Below are 17,088 nucleotides of genomic sequence, written 5' to 3'. Positions count from 1 at the left end.
GAAGTAAAATCAATATGTATATCATTTCACATTATACTCTTGTGTTTTATTTTAACAAGTCACTAAATAACACTTGCAAAAATTTCGCATTTTTCAACATTTGGACAAAAAGACCGCCAGTTAGAACTTTCATTGCACAACTAGCGGAAGTTTTCTACATTTATGTTTTATTTTTCATTCACTTCAGGTTTATAAACCATTTTCTGACCTTCATCAAAAATAACAGCCGATTTTGCTGGTACTTTTGTATCTTCTATTTTCACATCTTGGTCAGAGAAGTTTACAATTACTTTTACGTCTTTACCATAGGAAGTTGTTTGCACAAGTTTGTCTTTTGAAAGATATGCAAAGTTCGTCATTTCTTCTTTTACTGCTTTTTTATGGAATGTTTCCCATGTTTTTAAATGACGCGTAATTTCATTTTTATGCTCCTTCCATTCCACTTCATCTAAGTGATATAAAGGTGGAACGTTATATAATAGTTCATATAACATACGATTTCCGACTTCATCTTTCACCTTCAAGCTGCCCCATTCCCAATGATGAGTTGTAATGACAGAGTCATTGTACACTAATTTATATAAAGGAATTGAATACACGGGATTTAAATATACTTGCTTATATTCTTCTTTCACTGGTACTTGTTTTGCGTACTTTTCTGGAACGTTTTGATTTGGCGACCAGTAACCTCCTACATAATATGGGCTTGTCTTATTCTTTCTCATATCTTCATCAGCCCATTTAATAACAGGTGTTTCAATACCATGTGCAAAAGCGATTACTTGACTTGCAAAATCATTTCCACCTTCAGAGCCAACAACCATACTTTTTTCTTTCGCGATATAATCCATTCGTGCTAAACGAGCTTTTAAATCTTGTTCTTGTGTTGTAATATGTTTTGGAGAATAATCATCATAAATTTCACCTGTGGCATCACAATCAATAAACCATGAATTAAATGGGGTACCATTATTTAATATGCCATTAACACGATCTTTCACACTTGGTAAGGATAATGTCGGATTTAATTTACGACCTCTTCCTAAAAAGCCCTGTATTTTCTCACCATTCTTTTTTGCAACCGTTGCATCTTCAAATAGTGAAGGGTCTTTAAAAGAAGCTGTATTCCAATTTTTATCGCCTTTTTCATGAATCGAATGATAAGAATCATATGGACCAACTAAATAGCCCATTTTCTCGGCCTGCTTCACAAATTCTGGTTGAATGAATCCTTGCTCCCAGTTCGGCAGTCCAATCCACGCATGACCAATACCTGCTTCATTCATCTCTTTTAATATATTTGTTCCATCTGCACTCCCCCATGTTTCAACATTCTCCACTGCATCACCAAGTGCCGATTTTAACAAATGTTTATTTAAGCCATACAATTCCGTTTCAGTTAAGTGATCTATACCTTTTTTCAATAATCGATTTGCTTCATCATCAATTTTCGGAAAAATATCTTCTTTGTAAAACTCCTTCATTTCTAATACTTCGTTTATATAGCGTAGAACAACATTTTTTTGATACTTATCAATAAAATCTTGCTTATTAATTTGATCAAACACATGTAATTCGCCAGGCTCTTTACTATATTTTTGAATTAGTTCTTTTACCCATCCAAATATAGGACTACCGATTTGTTGTCTGAATTTTGGCCAATCTACATTACTTTGTGCTAAAGCATTTTGATTCCAAAAATAAAAATGAGCTGCTCCATATAATTTTTCAACTTCTTTATTTTGTTTTGCTTTCTCTTGTAATGTTTTAAATTCGCCTTTCTCTACAATATTGTTCTTATATAATTTCGCGATACTCACCGCATCATTATCAGTCACATACAGTTGAAAACTATACGATTTATTTTTGTTAACACTTGAAAACTCATGAGTAAAATCAAATCGAATTTTCGGATCAGAATGGAATTTCACTTCGTTATTAAACATGTTGTCTACAACAAATATCATAGAATACTTAGAACCGTTTAAAGCGAAAAATTTCATTGAAAATGACTCCGCAAATGAATACGTTTCACCATTTAAAAAGTTCTTCCAGTCCTCATTATCGCTCGGAATATTTTTACCTTCCCATAAAGGAAGAGTATAATTATCAGCTTGTACTTTTGGCCAAGTAAAGCTTTCTGCACCCGTGGACTCAATCTCAATATTCACATGATCTTCTTGCTTTTCTAAATTCACTTTCACCTTCTGATCTGGATATTCCCACGATGTATGTGTATCATCTTTTTTCAATTTCGATACTTTCATTTTCGGTAAAGGTTGTGATACTTGTTCCTTCACACCATCATGTTCAACTGTTAAAGTAAACGTTTCTGGATTCACCTCATACGTAAAATCCTTATATGTTACTTTTTTTGTTTTAAATTCATGTAAAACATTTTTTTGTTTCCAATCGCAGCCCGTCAAAGACGTAATCGTCATTGTTGTAAGAAGACATATTGTCATCATTTTTTTCATCTTCTGCACCTCCACCACTGAATATACAGGTGGTTTGTTACAGGAATGTGGCAAATCCTAACGATTCGCTCAATGCAAAAATATTTTCATATTGTCCAAGCACCCCTTTCTAGCAATGAATACAATAGACTAAAACTAAAAGGAGCGTATATAAATGTCATATTACAGTGACAAGAAGTATCGTCATCATAAATCTGACGAGCATATTTGCAATTCAGAAAAACATGATAAACATTGCTATGATTATAAAAAATGTGAGAAAAAAGGAAAGTTAGTCGATTTTGATTATAAAAATTTAAGTCCCATAGCTGACCCTAATTTAGATGATATCCCAATCATCTCTCCTCTAAATGTACAATCTCCTTTTTCAATTGCCGCTGTTACATTACACAATGTAAAAAAAGGGAATGCTGTATGGTTAAATGCACTCTACCACATCGATAATGACACTATAAGCGGTACCGTTAGAACAGCAGATATCGTTACTGCTATTTATAAAAATAGCGTAGCTGAAAGTAATCTTATTTGGCGCTCAATAGTAGAGATTGATGCTCCTGAGGGAGATGATGTTTCACAAATCATTGCACAATTTGTTGATAAAATTACAGCTACTTCCCCAACTGTAACCTATATCTTGACTGCACAGTTGGGCCCACAGACTCCAAATGCAGTAGCTGGAGTAGCTGGACCAATTACATTTACTGCTTCAGAAATTACTTTTTAAATTTATTCTTACTATTGCATAATCAGCAAATCCCTAAACAAAAAATGACTACAGCACTTTTTCACACGTGCTGTAGTCATTTTTTTAACTATTAATATACTACTTGCAACCATATACAATGTATGGACTTTCTTATGCATATTACAATTTATCCACACAAATATCTGCCTCACTTTTTACAACTACTCCCTCATGATCAATATCCAGTTCACAAACCTGAAGTGCCGGAAACACTTTCCCTAACTGTTCAGCAATATCTCGACGTTTTTCATACGGAGTTAAAATAAAAACAGAAGGTCCTGCACCACTAAGTGCTGTCCCATATGCTCCAAACCTTTTTGCATATTCGCGAATAGAAGACAAGAGTGGAACAAGCTGCGAACGATACGGTTCATGAAATCGGTCTCTCTCCATCATTTCCCCAACAACATTCCACTTTTTTTGACATAATGCTCCTACTAATACATTACTTATTGCGCTTGCACGCACAGCATCATGAAATGAAAGTATTTCGGGTAATACAGAGCGACTTTTATTTGTATCTAATTCCTCGTTTGGAATAAGTGAGATGACTCCCAATTCTTTACTCTCTACCCTTACAACAGATACATAATTCCCATCCATTGCGCCAATGACTGTACCCCCCAAAATAGAAGCCGCTACATTATCTGGATGCCCCTCAAAGCTTGTAGCAAGGTGAATTTTTTCATCTGTTGTTAAATGTAATTCACCCAGTTGATTTGCAAGTTCTATTCCCGCTACAATGGCCGACGCACTACTCCCTAATCCTCTTGTAAGTGGGATATTACTAGTAACTTCTATTATATAAGGCGTTAAAGACGGGCATACTTTACGTGCCGTGCTTACAATTAAGTTTTTTTCATCATTTGGGATTGAAGAATCAAATGAATGTTTTACATGCCAATGAGTGGACTTTTCTTTTACGGCTACTTCCAAATATAATGATAACGCTATTCCAACAGAGTCAAAACCAGGACCTACATTTGCTGTACTAGCTGGAACACGAACTTTAAATGGAATCACGACACAATCACTCCTTTAATATGTTCTTTTATTTGTTCCAAATCATTTGAAACACTTGCAATCTCCAAATGATTAGAAGCAATAGCAATATCAGGGTCTTTTAAACCATTTCCTGTTAATACAGCAACAACAGTCTCCCCTTTTTGAATTTTTCCTGCTTGAACATGTTTAATTACACCTGCTAGAGAAGCATTTGATCCTGGTTCTGCAAAAACCCCCTCTGTTCTCGCTAATAACCGATAAGCTTTTAAGATTTCTTCATCTGTCACCATATCAATTTCACCATTTGATTGCTCCGCTGCTTCTACAGCATAGGACCAGCTCGCTGGATTACCAATACGAATCGCAGTTGCGACTGTTTCTGGTGACTCAATGACATGTCCTTTCACAATTGCAGCTGCTCCTTCTGCTTCAAAACCATGAATTCTTGGCTTTTTAAATCCCTTTTCTTTTTCATACTCACAGAAACCTTTCCAATATGCTGTAATATTCCCTGCATTTCCAACTGGAATGGCAAGAACATCTGGTGCTTTTTGCAGCTGATCACAAATTTCAATTGCAGCTGTTTTTTGACCTTCAATTCGATATGGATTCACCGAGTTTACTAATGTGATTGGTTCCTCCGAAGCAATTTGACGTACAGCTCGAAGTGCGTCGTCAAAGTTTCCTTCTATTGAAATAATCTCCGCTCCATATGCGACCGCTTGCGCTAATTTCCCATGCGCAATTTTCCCTTCTGGTATCACAACAATACACTTCATCCCAAGGCGAGCAGAATATGCTGCTGCCGATGCTGATGTATTGCCTGTTGAAGCACAAATGATTGCTTGTGATCCTTCTTCTTTTGCTTTCGCTACGGCCATTACCATTCCTCTATCTTTAAAAGATCCTGTTGGATTAGCACCTTCATATTTTCCATATAAATGAATTCCTAATTCTTTAGAAATATTTAGAAGTGGAATAAGTGGTGTATTTCCTTCCATCAAGCTTACATCTGGTGTATGATCATTCACTGGTAAATAAGAAGCGTATTGCTTTAATAATCCTTTATACATATTGTTTCTCCTCCTCAATGGCGTAATAACTCTTGACTTCATTCGCTACACTCTCTATTGACGCTAAAACTTTTTCAAACTGATATTTTGAAGTTTGATGCGTCACAATCACAATTTCCGCAAGCTCTTGATTTAGTGGTAATTGCATAATTTCTTCTAGGCTAATCGATTCATTAACGAAACATTCTGTGATTTTTTGAAACATTCCCGGTTCATCCCATAGTAAAATACGTAAAAAGTATTTCGAAACAACTTCTTCATCTTGTTTTAATGTATAAGGTACTGACTCTTTTCGTACATCTTGACTTTTCATTACTTGATTCATATTTTTAACGATTGAAATAATATCACTCACTACCGCAGATCCTGTTGGTAATTTCCCAGCCCCTGGCCCATAAAACATCACTTCTCCAACAGCATGTCCGTGTACATATACAGCGTTAAATTCGTTGTTCACATTAGATAGTGGGTGATCGATCGGTAATAAAGTAGGCGCTACACTTAAGTTAATAGCCGAACCTTGCTTCTCAGCTTTCCCAACCAGTTTCATAGTAAAACCTAATTTCTTAGCCATTTCTAAATCTTCTTTTTCTACATTTCGAATACCTCGAACACGTACATCATCTAAAGAAACATTCATTGAAAATCCTAAGTTTGCTAGAATAGCCACCTTTCGCGCAGCATCTAATCCATCTACATCTGCTGATGGGTCTGATTCAGCAAAGCCTAGCTTTTGCGCTTCTTGCAGTGCCTGTTCATATGACCAGCCATTTTGACTCATTTTTGTTAATATATAATTTGTTGTGCCATTTACAATTCCCATAATCTTTTCTATATGATCAGAAGCTAAGCCATCTGCTAGTCCTCTTAAAATTGGAATTCCTCCAGCTACGCTCGCTTCATAATACAACTGACGGCCATTTGCATTAGCTAATTTTAACAATTCATTCCCATGTACAGCCATTAAATCTTTGTTTGCAGTTACGACATGTTTTTTATTGCGTAACGCCCTAACAATAGCCTGTTTTGCTTCTTGAATTCCCCCTATCACCTCTACTACGATATCAATATCGGAATCTTCTAGAATTTCATTCGCATCACTTGTTATCAAGATTCCATCAATTGAAACATCACGTTCTTTTTCTACATCACGTACTGCCACCGCTTTTACTTTTACTTCATATCCTGTATCAAGACTGATTTTCTCCTTATGCTCTTCCAAAATATGAACGACACCGCTCCCTACTGTTCCAAGTCCTAATACTCCAACATGTACTACATTTCTCATTTTTAAATCTCCTCCTATTTTTTAAAATACTTGATAATTAACTTTTTCCTATTTGCGCAGTCAATGGTGGTTCTCGTTCGAATCAATTGTTTCACTCCAACTGCACCTCCCTTCAATTCAGCAATAAATTTTATAAAAAAAACACACTCATCCCTAAAAAAGGGACGAATGTGTTTTCGTGGTTCCACCCTTGTTCCAATTCAAATATACTTTCATTTTGAATTGCTCAAGTTCAGATAACGGCTGAGACCGCCAATAATTACTAGATTACTCGTTCACTATCGGAGTTCAAAGGTGGTAAGTTTATTTCTCGTGTTAGGAAGCTCACAGCCCTTGGCTTCCCTCTCTGTAAACCGTAAAAATAATCTCATGTCCTTATCATTACTTTTCGTTCATGTCTATTTGTTTATTCATTATACGCACATAAGCTACAAAATCAAGGGGTATTTTTATTTTTCTAAATCTTCAAACTTAAACCCCATAAAAAAACACACTCATCCCTAGTAAAGGGACGAATGTGTTTTTCGTGGTTCCACCCTTGTTCCAATCCAAATATACCACTCATTTTGAATTGCTCAAGTTCAGGTAACGGCTGAGACCGCCAATAATTACTAGATTACTCGTTCACTACCGGAGTTCAAAGGTGGTAAGTTTATTTCTCGTGTTAGGAAGCTCACAGCCCTCGGCTTCCCTCTCTGCAAACCGTAAAAATAATCTCGTGTCCTTATCATTACTTTTCGTTCATGTCTATTTGTTAAATTATTATAATTACGACAATTCTAAAAAGCAAGCCCATTTTTAGGAAAGACATTTATATATTCTTTTCTCCACAAGATAATTACACTTTTGTATTTTATTTTAAGATAGTAATTCAGACTACTAAAAAAATGATTAAACCTGTATACTCCTCTTTTAAAACTAGAATCCACATAAAATCATCAACTCAAATAACCATAATTCCAGTTTGGAACACTTCTCCCTAAAAAAGTAAACACCCTTTAACTCTCTAAAACATAAATTATATCTATATATTTTATCAACCCATGTAGTATCCAAATTTTTAATACAATCTTTTTGTATAACTTTCTTCTAACGAACGTGCAACTTCTTCTTCATTTGCGTTCACTTTAGCATGTTCGACAAGCATTTTTGCCGCTGATGGTAATGCTTCTTTTTCTAACCAAGAATCTGGATCCCACAACTTAGACCTTATAAACGCTTTTGCACAATGAATAAAACACTCTTCCACTTCCACAACAATACCAAGCAACGGACTACGACCATTTACTTGCATCTTTTCTAATATTTTTTCATCGTTTGTAATAGCTGCACGCCCGTTTATTCGTAAAGATTCTCCAAGTCCCGGGATAAAAAAGATAAGCCCCACTTTTGGGTTAGATAAAATATTAAGGATCGAATCAACTCGGCGATTTCCCGGTCTTTCCGGAATGACGATTTGATTTTCATTTAAAACATGTACAAATCCAGGTGCATCTCCTCTTGGCGAAGCATCACAATGACCAAGCTGATCTGAAGTAGACATTACAAGAAATGGAGATTTAGATAGATAATCAAGGCAATGATGGTCAAGAGATGGAATCACTTTCTTCACCGCACGCTCACTTGGATCTCCTACAATAAGACGTAACTCTTCTTCCGTTGTAATGAAAGAATTTATTTTTGTTTCCTCCAATCCCATTCAATATACACCCCTTACTTTTCTTTATTTTCTCAAAATTACATACAATTATTGTATACTAAACTATATAGAAAGGGGAATGTAAATGACAGAATGGTTAACGATATTTGATACAGCAGGAAACAATATTGGCAAAAAACTTCGTGATGATGTACATCGTGATGGTGATTGGCACGAAACATTCCATTGCTGGTTTGTGGAAAAAGAAAATGAAGATATTTCGTTATACTTCCAATTACGAGCTAAAAACAAGAAAGATTTCCCAGGAAAATGGGACATTACATCTGCTGGACATATTATGCATGGTGAAGATGTACGAATAGGCGGCCTTCGCGAAATTGAAGAGGAATTGGGCCTATCCTTTCAAACTACTAATCTAGAATACAAAGGCATCTTTAAAATCAATCATGAAATCCCACACTTCATTGACCGTGAAATGTGTCATATGTATTTTCATGCCGTTACAAAATCACTTCCGTTTGCACCAGGTGAGGAAGTAGAAGATGTAATGAAAATAAATGCGACTTCTTTCTTACAACTGTTAAAAGGGGAAATTCCCTCTACAACAGGCATTCCGGTTATAAACAAAAATGCTAAACCGATTACAATAACATTTGAAGATATCTATCCATATGAACTTGAATATTATAAATTCGTTATAGAAAAAGGACGAGATCTATTACATAACAACAATTTGTAACTCTTGATTGACTCCTAACTGAAATAGCATAGGAGTCAGTCAGCGTTTTTTAATAACAAGATTTATATGCGATTTTCATTATTTCTCCAGCACTTTTAATTTATTCTCCACCCGTATAAATAAACAAATGAGGAATACTATCATAAGCCCTAAAATAACAATCATTGTATGCGGATATCTAAATAATATCCCTATTAAACTTCCTATTAAAATCATTAAAAATCCATTTTGTTTCATAACTTCAGCGCTATATTGATTTCCAGCATCCCATAACTCTTTATTTTTCATTGATCGTTTTGTTCGATACCCGTATACTGCGTTTATATCTGTTGGTGGATTTTTTTGCAATACGAGTGCAGCTAGTATAAATATAATACCGATTAATACGCTCATTCCTATATTTATAAATGCATATTCCATCTTATCACCCCACATCGTTCCAAATACATTTGGAAGTTTATACCTTTATGATACACCTAAAAGCAATCACAAGCCTATATTTTCTATAACAAAAAAATACACCATTCTTATAAAATGATGTGCAATCTGAATATATTATTTTATATTTATTTTCTCTGTTTCGATGTTTGAAACATACTAGGCAACGTCACAAATCGTGCCCCTTTCGCTTTCAGTTCAGGAATAATTCGATCTAATGATTCTACGGACCCTTGCAAATTCCCTCCTGGCGTAGAGTGTTGTAATATAACACTTCCTGGAAATGCATTTCCTAATACAGTATTGGTAATCTTTTCTGCGTTTACCCCTTTCCAATCAACTGTATCTACACTCCACTGTACAATCATAAAGTTTTGCTCTGTAGCCCATCCCAGCTGTGTTTCACGTATTTCACCATAAGGTGGCCGAATGAACTTTGGTGCATACCCTACCAAACGCTTTAATATCTCTTCGGTTTTTACAATTTGATTCCGATATTCTTCATCACTCACTTTAGCTAAATTAGGATGATTGTACGTATGATTCCCAATAATATGACCCTCATTTGCAATTCTCTTTACTACACTCGGATACCTTTCTGCATTTTCACCTAAAAGAAAAAAGGTACCTTTCACGCCATAATGTTTTAACTTATCCAATATTTTCGGGGTAAATACAAGGTCTGGTCCATCATCAAATGTAAGAGCAACCTCAGCCTTATTATATGGACCAGAAAATGCATAAGCGTATTTTTCAACCCATGAAAACGGAGTCCAAGAGCCTCGAGCCTCCTCCCCACTTTGCACTTCGTTACCTAAACCAACATTTGATAAATTATGGATCGAACTAGGATAATTTTGATAATAAAAAGGATCTGAATACGGTATATAAGAATACGGAGTATAAAAAGGAATATTACGTTCTAGATTCCACTGAAAAGGACTAAACATTTCAGATGGATAAAAATAGTACATGATAAAAACCTCCCTTATATTTTATATGTCGTTCATTCGAATTTTGTTAGAAAGGTCCATATTCACAAACAGAAATAAGACCGTCCCACCTTTGGAACGATCTTAATTTCCCTTCTATCTAAACACTTAATAAATTTTTTTACTATCTTTCGGCATAGACTTCACATGATTTAAGTAACTTGTCACTCTAGCATCATCATCTTGTGGATATTCGTAACCAAAATAGCTAGCAATTCCGATTGCAATTTTCCTAAATAAATCTTCCATTACAAAAAATGACTTCCAAATATTTTCATACTCCGCGTTTGAGAATGTATCCATATATTGTTTCCATATGTTATTCTCAAGATATTGTTCAAAATACTTCCCAAACTTTCCTGCGCTTACTGTAAAATTTGTTTTTATCCCTATATGCCACTCAAGCATTTTTATTAACATGTCTCGAACAGGTCCTTCAAGCATCCCTTTTACATAAGGAAGTTCCTTTCTCCACAATCCTTTTGCTACATTTGTACTGCACCACCAAAACTCATTACAGCAATCCGCAAATTCTTTTTCGCTGGGTCTTTTTATAAGATAATCTGCATCACTTGCTGGTGGAAACGGTTCAATACAGCCATCTTTATCTAGAAGAAGGACCCTTAAGCTATCCCTATCAAGAGATTCATTTACTAATGAAACTGGAACTAAAGTCAAATCGATGCGATTCCCGTCTATAAACTGCATCAAATAAGGAAACATTCCATCCTTTTCAGGTGGAATTAACGTACTTTCTTCTGGCATTTGTATAATCATTCTTTCTCCAAATCTATTGATCCAGCTGTGATCAGATGTGAATGATTTTATATCTTTCACAACATATAAAATATCGTAATCTTGAAAGCAATCTTTCTTCACATTTGGATTTACACGAGAACCATTCATAATAACTGCACGAATACGTTCATCATCTCTCGCTGTATGTAATATTAAATCCATCATTTCTTTTTCGTTTCTCATATTTTTTAACACCCTCCAAATTTTATTCATCTACTGTACTGCATTTATTTTGGGGGAGCACGAGAAGAATTACCTGTATTCCATACACGTTATAACATATCAAACATTTTTTTCATTTTTCTCCTCCTATTTCTTCATACCTTTTAATTTAGCTCTGTTAAAAGTTAGTGTTGATAATTATAATCATAAATGTCCTTCTTTACTTCACCTTATTAAAGTTATATAAATCTCCATCATCAAATCCTGTCGCAAGCGCAACATCTTTAGCAAATTTCCCTGGATTATTTAGTACATATGTATTCACAAACATAATAGTTGAAGCAATCGTTAAAAATGTTCCTAATACGAGGTTGTTCTCTAACACCCCATACAAATTTTTATAAAGCGTTATACTTTGGGATGTGTCCTCCGGAAAATAATCATTATTACTTGCCCAGCCTTCATCATCGCTATGCCATTCATTTGAGCCGGAAATATATAATTGAATGCTACTTTCAGTCTCATACAACCCGAAGTTAATCGCTATTATATCCTCTTGTGGCTTTTCTTTATCAAGTAAGTCATTTAACCATTCTTCAAATTGATGATAGCTAATTTCAAGTGTAGCTCTATAACTATCAAAATTAAAGACATTTTCAATACTTGCCACATTTGTTTCTAGCTTCTCTTTGCCATTACTTAATGTGGGTGTATTCTTAATAAAATAATTTAATAACAAATCTATTTGTTCTAAGTTACTCACAAACTCACCTCTTTTTCAGAGTTCCTCTTCTATAATTCAAACACTTTCCTCTTATTATAAATCAAAAAATTCAGAATTAAAAAGAAACAAAAAAAGATTTGGCTTTAAACCAAATCTTTTTACACATATGTAATTTCTTACGGATTAGTAGACCAAAGACCAGCAGATTTAATAAATGTACGTTTATTTAATTTCAGCTGCGCCACGATAAACTCTGCAATATCTTCCGCTTGCATCACTTTATCTGGATTACCATCTGTTAATCCTAAATCAACTGCCATATCCGTTGCAACTGTACTTGGCGTTAAGGCCGTTACACGAATGTTATGTTTACGTACTTCCATCGCTAACGATTCTGTTAAACCAAGAACACCAAATTTTGAAGCACTGTATGCACTTGTTACTGGTGCACCTTTTTGTCCTGCTGTAGATGAGATGTTAATGATGTCACCAGACTGTTGTTCAATCATATTTGGTAATGCAGCGCGAGTTGCATAGTATACACCCATTAAATTGACTTGGATAATCTTTTCCCAATCAGCAACTTCTAGTTCTAAAAATTTGCCGAACTTAGAAATACCCGCATTATTAATTAAAATATCAATAGACCCTAATCCGTCTTTTAATGTTTCAATAGCAGTAGTAACTTCTTCATATGAAGATACGTCAGCAGTAGCAATAACAGCTTTTACACCTTCTGCCTCTACTTCTTTCGCAACTGCTTTTAAGTTCTCTTCAGAACGCGCTAAAAGACCAACATTTACGCCTTCTTTTGCTAAAGCAATTGCTACAGCACGGCCAATTCCTCTTCCTGCTCCTGTAATTAATGCATTTTTCCCTTGTAATAATTCTGCCAAATATAACACTCCTCAATCACTCTATATTACTTTCTTCTATCATGAATTCTATCTGCATTTAATTTGAAATGCAATTATGCACTTTGATGTGCGTAGGTTACTTGTAAGTAACTACTTTGTACAATTCACAAATTACATATACCAGTTTTAGATAACGTATCCTTCTTGTTTTTGATATATAATCAGCTTATCAACATAGTTGTGAGTATGGAAACCGTTCTTTTAAAGAATAAATCTTTTATAAATAGGACATGCCCTATTTATAAAAGATTGTTTTTCCTGAACTTAACCATCTATCGTTTAATTTATTAATTTACTATCAGGAATTGAAATAATAAACTCAGTTCCATCTCCAACCACACTCTCTACCTGTATCTCCCCCTGGTGAAGATCAATCACTTTTTTCACAATGGCCAAACCTAAACCACTACCTCCAAATGCACGATTTCTTGATGAATCCGCTTTATAGAAACGTTCAAAAATGTGCCCTCTTTGTTCTTCTGAAATTCCAATGCCTGTATCACGAATACGAACTTCAGCCTGTTCACCATTTCGCATCAATTGAATCGTAATTGTTCCGCCATTTGGAGTGAATTTTATACTATTGTTCAGTAAGTTTATCCATACTTGGCTCATACTTTCTTCATCTGCAGTGATATACATTTTCTCTAGAGATAATTCTAACTCAATTTCCTTTTCACTCCAAAGCGGTTCACAATTTAGCACAATTTGCTTTAATTGTTGGTCTAATCGATACGTTACTCGCTCTGGTACATATTCTTCAGATTCTAACAGTGTTAATTTAAGTAAATTATGGCTAAGCTTAGATAGTCTTGTTGTCTCCGTTTCAATGATCGTTAGATAATGTTTTCTCTTTTCATCTGTTAAGTAATCATCTTGGAGTGCAAGTGCAAAACCTTTAATGGATGTTAGCGGTGATTGGATTTCATGAGACACGTTCGATACAAACTCTTGCCTCATTCTTTCCATTGTATTTAATTCGTCTGCCATTTCATTAATACTTTTCACAAGGACCCCGATTTCTCCATCATACTGCTCTTCATTCCTTATTTTCACAGAAAAATCACCTTTTGTAATTTTCTTTATCGGTTCAATAATAGACCAAACCATCGCTTCTCGCTTTGGCCTCATCAAAATACCAATTAACATACTAATAAGAACAACAAATAAAAAGCCAAGTATATCACTAATAAGAAACGTAACAAAAGGTGATACTTCGATTTCAAGAGCACGTAGCACATTAGATGATATAAAAAATGCAATTGACCACATAACAATGAGGGTAGAAAGTATTCCTATAATGCTCCCTGTTACCTTCCAAAATTTCCGTCTACTCATTGCTGTACCTCTAATCGATAAGCTAATCCTCGAATTGTTTTAATCGCAAAACTAGCTGTTTCTTTTTGAAATTTTTCCCGCAAACGATTAATATGAACATCTAACGTACGTTCATTTCCTTCAAAATCATAACCCCACACTTCCTCAATCAATTGCTCTCTCGAACATGTTCTCCCTATCTTTGAACCTAGCATAAATAATAGTTCAAATTCTTTTAATGGTAATATGATAACTTGTTCTCCAACGGTTACCTCAAAAGTTTTACGGTTTAATAACACATTACCTACTTGAATAGATTGTGATACAGTAATTTGATATCGTTTCAGCAACGCCTTTACCCTTACAACCAATTCTAATGGATCAAAGGGTTTCACAAGATAATCATCTGTCCCCAACTGGAATCCTTTCACCTTTTGAGAAGTTTCTCCTTTTGCAGTAAGCATAAGAAGTGGAATATCATAATACCTTCTTAATTCATAACATAATTCCCAGCCATCCATATTCGGCATCATAATATCAAGTATAACCATATCTATTTTCACTTCTGCTATTTTGCCAAGGGCATCTATCCCATCAATTGCCTCGTATGTTTGAAAACCTTCTCGTTCCAAAAATACAGCAACGAGTTCTCTAATATGCGGGTCATCATCTACTATTAAAATTTTCGGCACCAAATTATCACCTCTTCTCTTTTATGATGAAGAAGCAGCGAAGTAAAAAATGCCCCCACTGCTTCAAAATCCAATACTACAATCATTTTATCCCGTAGTAACAGGCAGTAATACTCCCGCCTCAAAATTCGGCGAAAACAATGTCCAGCTCTAGCGGCTAAAATCTCCAGCCATTTCGTTCAACTACTAATCAGCGTGGATGAAGCCTCCACTGGTTAAAGTTTCACTTTATATTGCACCTTCTTTAATTTTCAATTGCTGCGTTGCAAATTCTCGGTACATATTATGAGAACGTAACAATTCATCATGTGAGCCGCTTCCTGTAAGTTTCCCTTTTTCAATAAAGATAATTTTGTCTGCATCTACAACAGTAGACAGCCGATGTGCAATCACTAAAGTCGTTCTTCCTTTCATTAAGTTATTTAACGCTTTTTGAACAACAGATTCTGATTTACTATCAAGACTAGAGGTCGCTTCATCTAACATTAAAATCTGAGGGTCTCGAAGCAACGCACGAGCAATTGCAATTCGTTGTCTTTGGCCTCCAGATAACTTCACACCACGCTCTCCTACTTCTGTGTCGTACCCTTTTGGTAAATCATCGATAAACGCATCGACATATGCCATTGCTGATACACGTTGTATTTCTGCATCACTTACTTCTCCTTCAACTCCATAACAAATATTATCTCGAATTGTTCCATCAATTAACGGACTATCTTGTGAAACATATCCAATTTGACGTCGCCACGATTGTAATGAATATGTTGAAATAGGATCTTCCCCTAATTTTATTACACCACTTGTTGGTTCATAAAAACGTTCTAGTAAAGAAAACAATGTCGTTTTCCCACTACCACTTGGTCCTACAATAGCAGTCACTTTTCCTGATTCAATTGTAAAATGAATATTTTGTAGTACCTTTTCTTCCTCGTTATACTCAAAATCTACATTTTCAATCAAAATAGATTGCTTCGCATTTGTAACATGAACACCATCTATATGATTTTCAACTTCATACTCTAAAATAGTCTGAATACGTTCCGTTGCACCAATTGCCTTTTGAAATTGTGTAAAGAACATAGAAAGTTGACTCATAGGCATAATAATTTGTACTAAATATAAAATAAATGCCACAAGTTCCCCGGTTGTTAGGGCACCACTAGAAACACGCATTCCACCATATCCTACAATAATAACAAGTAACGCCATTAAAACAAATGACATAACTGGTGTAATAAGAGCCTGAACCTTTCCTTCTTTCAAACCAAATTGTAATAACTTTTGAATTCCTTTATTACCATTTTCATATTCTCTTGATTCTGTATTTGAAGATTTCACCAAACGTATTTCGGATAATACTTGGTTTAATACACTTGTAAAAGAAGCTGTCTCATCTTGCAATGTTTTAGAAATTTTATACATCATTCTTCCAAGAGGTACTAAAATCAAGACTGATAATGGAATAACCGTTAATAATAGCACTGTCATTTTCCAATCCAAAACAAATAATACAATTAACGAGCCAACAATAGAAATGCCACCTGTTAATAAACTAGACAGGTGCTCTGAAATTAACGTTCTTACAACGCCTGTGTCGTTCGTCATACGACTAATCGTATCACCCGTTCTATTTTGATCATAGTAAGCAACCGATAAAATCAAAACCTTTTTCCATAGTCGTTCTCTAATTCCAGCTACAATTTTTTGCCCGATATAATTGAGTAAATAAATCGATAAACCGGATGCAATTGTTTGAACCACAAAAAATGCAACTAAACCAACAATTTGCATTGTACTGATTGAAGAAATCGAGAAATTATCAACTAATCCTTTCGTAAGCATTGGAATAAACAAACTTGCTCCTGTTGAAAACAAGCTCATTACTAACGCAAATATAAGAATACCTTTCGGGGGATTTGTCTCTTGAATAAGCCGTAAAAAATCCCTCCAATTCCCCTTTTTCTTCTCTGTATTTTGTACTTCCATTTCTGGTCATCTCCTTATTTCAAACTAAACGGTTATTTCTAAAACTAGCATACGATATGAATGTAAACTGAA

General features: G+C 34.9%; 15 protein-coding genes and 2 other annotated features. Of the genes, 2 read left to right on the top strand and 13 right to left on the bottom strand.

Annotation, left to right across the window (positions count from 1 at the left end):
* Positions 1-167: 167 nt before the first annotated feature.
* Positions 168-2,477, bottom strand: coding sequence for a glycoside hydrolase (locus tag CN373_RS18765; protein ID WP_098359887.1), 2,310 nt, complete (start codon positions 2,475-2,477; stop codon positions 168-170).
* 154 nt (positions 2,478-2,631) lie between these two features.
* Between CN373_RS18765 and CN373_RS18760 the strand changes: the two genes are divergently transcribed.
* On the top strand, positions 2,632-3,201 hold the full coding sequence (locus tag CN373_RS18760; protein ID WP_098359886.1) for a hypothetical protein: 570 nt from the start codon (positions 2,632-2,634) through the stop codon (positions 3,199-3,201).
* Positions 3,202-3,342: 141 nt separating this feature from the next.
* Here CN373_RS18760 and thrB read toward each other — a convergent pair whose 3' ends face one another.
* The 4 genes from thrB to CN373_RS18740 all read right to left on the bottom strand — a co-directional run bounded on the left by thrB (position 3,343) and on the right by CN373_RS18740 (position 8,287).
* Positions 3,343-4,245, bottom strand: a complete 903-nt coding sequence (thrB, locus tag CN373_RS18755; protein WP_000612006.1) for a homoserine kinase — start codon at positions 4,243-4,245, stop codon at positions 3,343-3,345.
* Positions 4,242-5,300, bottom strand: a complete 1,059-nt coding sequence (gene thrC / locus CN373_RS18750) for a threonine synthase (RefSeq protein WP_098359885.1) — start codon at positions 5,298-5,300, stop codon at positions 4,242-4,244. The genes thrB and thrC overlap by 4 nt, the downstream gene beginning before the upstream one ends.
* On the bottom strand, positions 5,293-6,588 hold the full coding sequence (locus tag CN373_RS18745; protein WP_098359884.1) for a homoserine dehydrogenase: 1,296 nt from the start codon (positions 6,586-6,588) through the stop codon (positions 5,293-5,295). Before CN373_RS18745 ends, thrC begins: the two co-directional genes overlap by 8 nt.
* Before the next feature lie 157 nt (positions 6,589-6,745).
* Positions 6,746-6,979: a binding site (T-box leader), on the bottom strand.
* A gap of 113 nt (positions 6,980-7,092) precedes the next feature.
* Positions 7,093-7,328 (bottom strand) — a binding site (T-box leader).
* Positions 7,329-7,648: 320 nt separating this feature from the next.
* Positions 7,649-8,287, bottom strand: coding sequence for a pyridoxamine 5'-phosphate oxidase family protein (locus tag CN373_RS18740; protein WP_000522077.1), 639 nt, complete (start codon positions 8,285-8,287; stop codon positions 7,649-7,651).
* Between the two features lie 85 nt (positions 8,288-8,372).
* Between CN373_RS18740 and CN373_RS18735 the strand changes: the two genes are divergently transcribed.
* On the top strand, positions 8,373-8,987 hold the full coding sequence (locus CN373_RS18735; RefSeq protein WP_098359883.1) for an NUDIX hydrolase: 615 nt from the start codon (positions 8,373-8,375) through the stop codon (positions 8,985-8,987).
* Positions 8,988-9,065: 78 nt separating this feature from the next.
* On the opposite strand, the gene CN373_RS18730 is transcribed toward CN373_RS18735, so the two are convergent.
* The 8 genes from CN373_RS18730 to CN373_RS18695 form a co-directional block, all read right to left on the bottom strand.
* Complete coding sequence (locus CN373_RS18730; RefSeq protein WP_000455443.1) at positions 9,066-9,407, bottom strand: SdpI family protein; 342 nt, start codon at positions 9,405-9,407, stop codon at positions 9,066-9,068.
* A 146-nt stretch (positions 9,408-9,553) separates the two neighbouring features.
* The gene (locus CN373_RS18725; protein ID WP_000291183.1) at positions 9,554-10,399 is read right to left on the bottom strand and encodes a peptidoglycan-N-acetylglucosamine deacetylase; all 846 of its coding nucleotides are present in this window, start codon (positions 10,397-10,399) and stop codon (positions 9,554-9,556) included.
* A 126-nt stretch (positions 10,400-10,525) separates the two neighbouring features.
* On the bottom strand, positions 10,526-11,398 hold the full coding sequence (locus CN373_RS18720; RefSeq protein WP_098359882.1) for an aminoglycoside 6-adenylyltransferase: 873 nt from the start codon (positions 11,396-11,398) through the stop codon (positions 10,526-10,528).
* A gap of 199 nt (positions 11,399-11,597) precedes the next feature.
* Positions 11,598-12,140: a hypothetical protein gene (locus tag CN373_RS18715; protein WP_098359881.1), complete on the bottom strand. Its 543-nt coding sequence runs from the start codon at positions 12,138-12,140 to the stop codon at positions 11,598-11,600.
* A gap of 137 nt (positions 12,141-12,277) precedes the next feature.
* Positions 12,278-12,997, bottom strand: coding sequence for a 3-ketoacyl-ACP reductase (locus CN373_RS18710; RefSeq protein ID WP_111901841.1), 720 nt, complete (start codon positions 12,995-12,997; stop codon positions 12,278-12,280).
* Between the two features lie 300 nt (positions 12,998-13,297).
* Positions 13,298-14,356, bottom strand: coding sequence for a sensor histidine kinase (locus CN373_RS18705; protein WP_098359879.1), 1,059 nt, complete (start codon positions 14,354-14,356; stop codon positions 13,298-13,300).
* Positions 14,353-15,030 (bottom strand): envelope stress response regulator transcription factor HitR, encoded by a 678-nt coding sequence (gene hitR, locus CN373_RS18700; RefSeq protein ID WP_098359878.1) that lies wholly within the window; start codon positions 15,028-15,030, stop codon positions 14,353-14,355. The genes CN373_RS18705 and hitR overlap by 4 nt, the downstream gene beginning before the upstream one ends.
* Positions 15,031-15,255: 225 nt before the next feature.
* Positions 15,256-17,016: an ABC transporter ATP-binding protein gene (locus CN373_RS18695; protein WP_098359877.1), complete on the bottom strand. Its 1,761-nt coding sequence runs from the start codon at positions 17,014-17,016 to the stop codon at positions 15,256-15,258.
* Between the last annotated feature and the right edge of the window lie 72 nt (positions 17,017-17,088).

The organism is Bacillus cereus (assembly GCF_002561295.1).
GTDB classification, from domain to species: domain Bacteria; phylum Bacillota; class Bacilli; order Bacillales; family Bacillaceae_G; genus Bacillus_A; species Bacillus_A cereus_S.
This window is presented reverse-complemented; position numbering and strand designations above follow the sequence as displayed.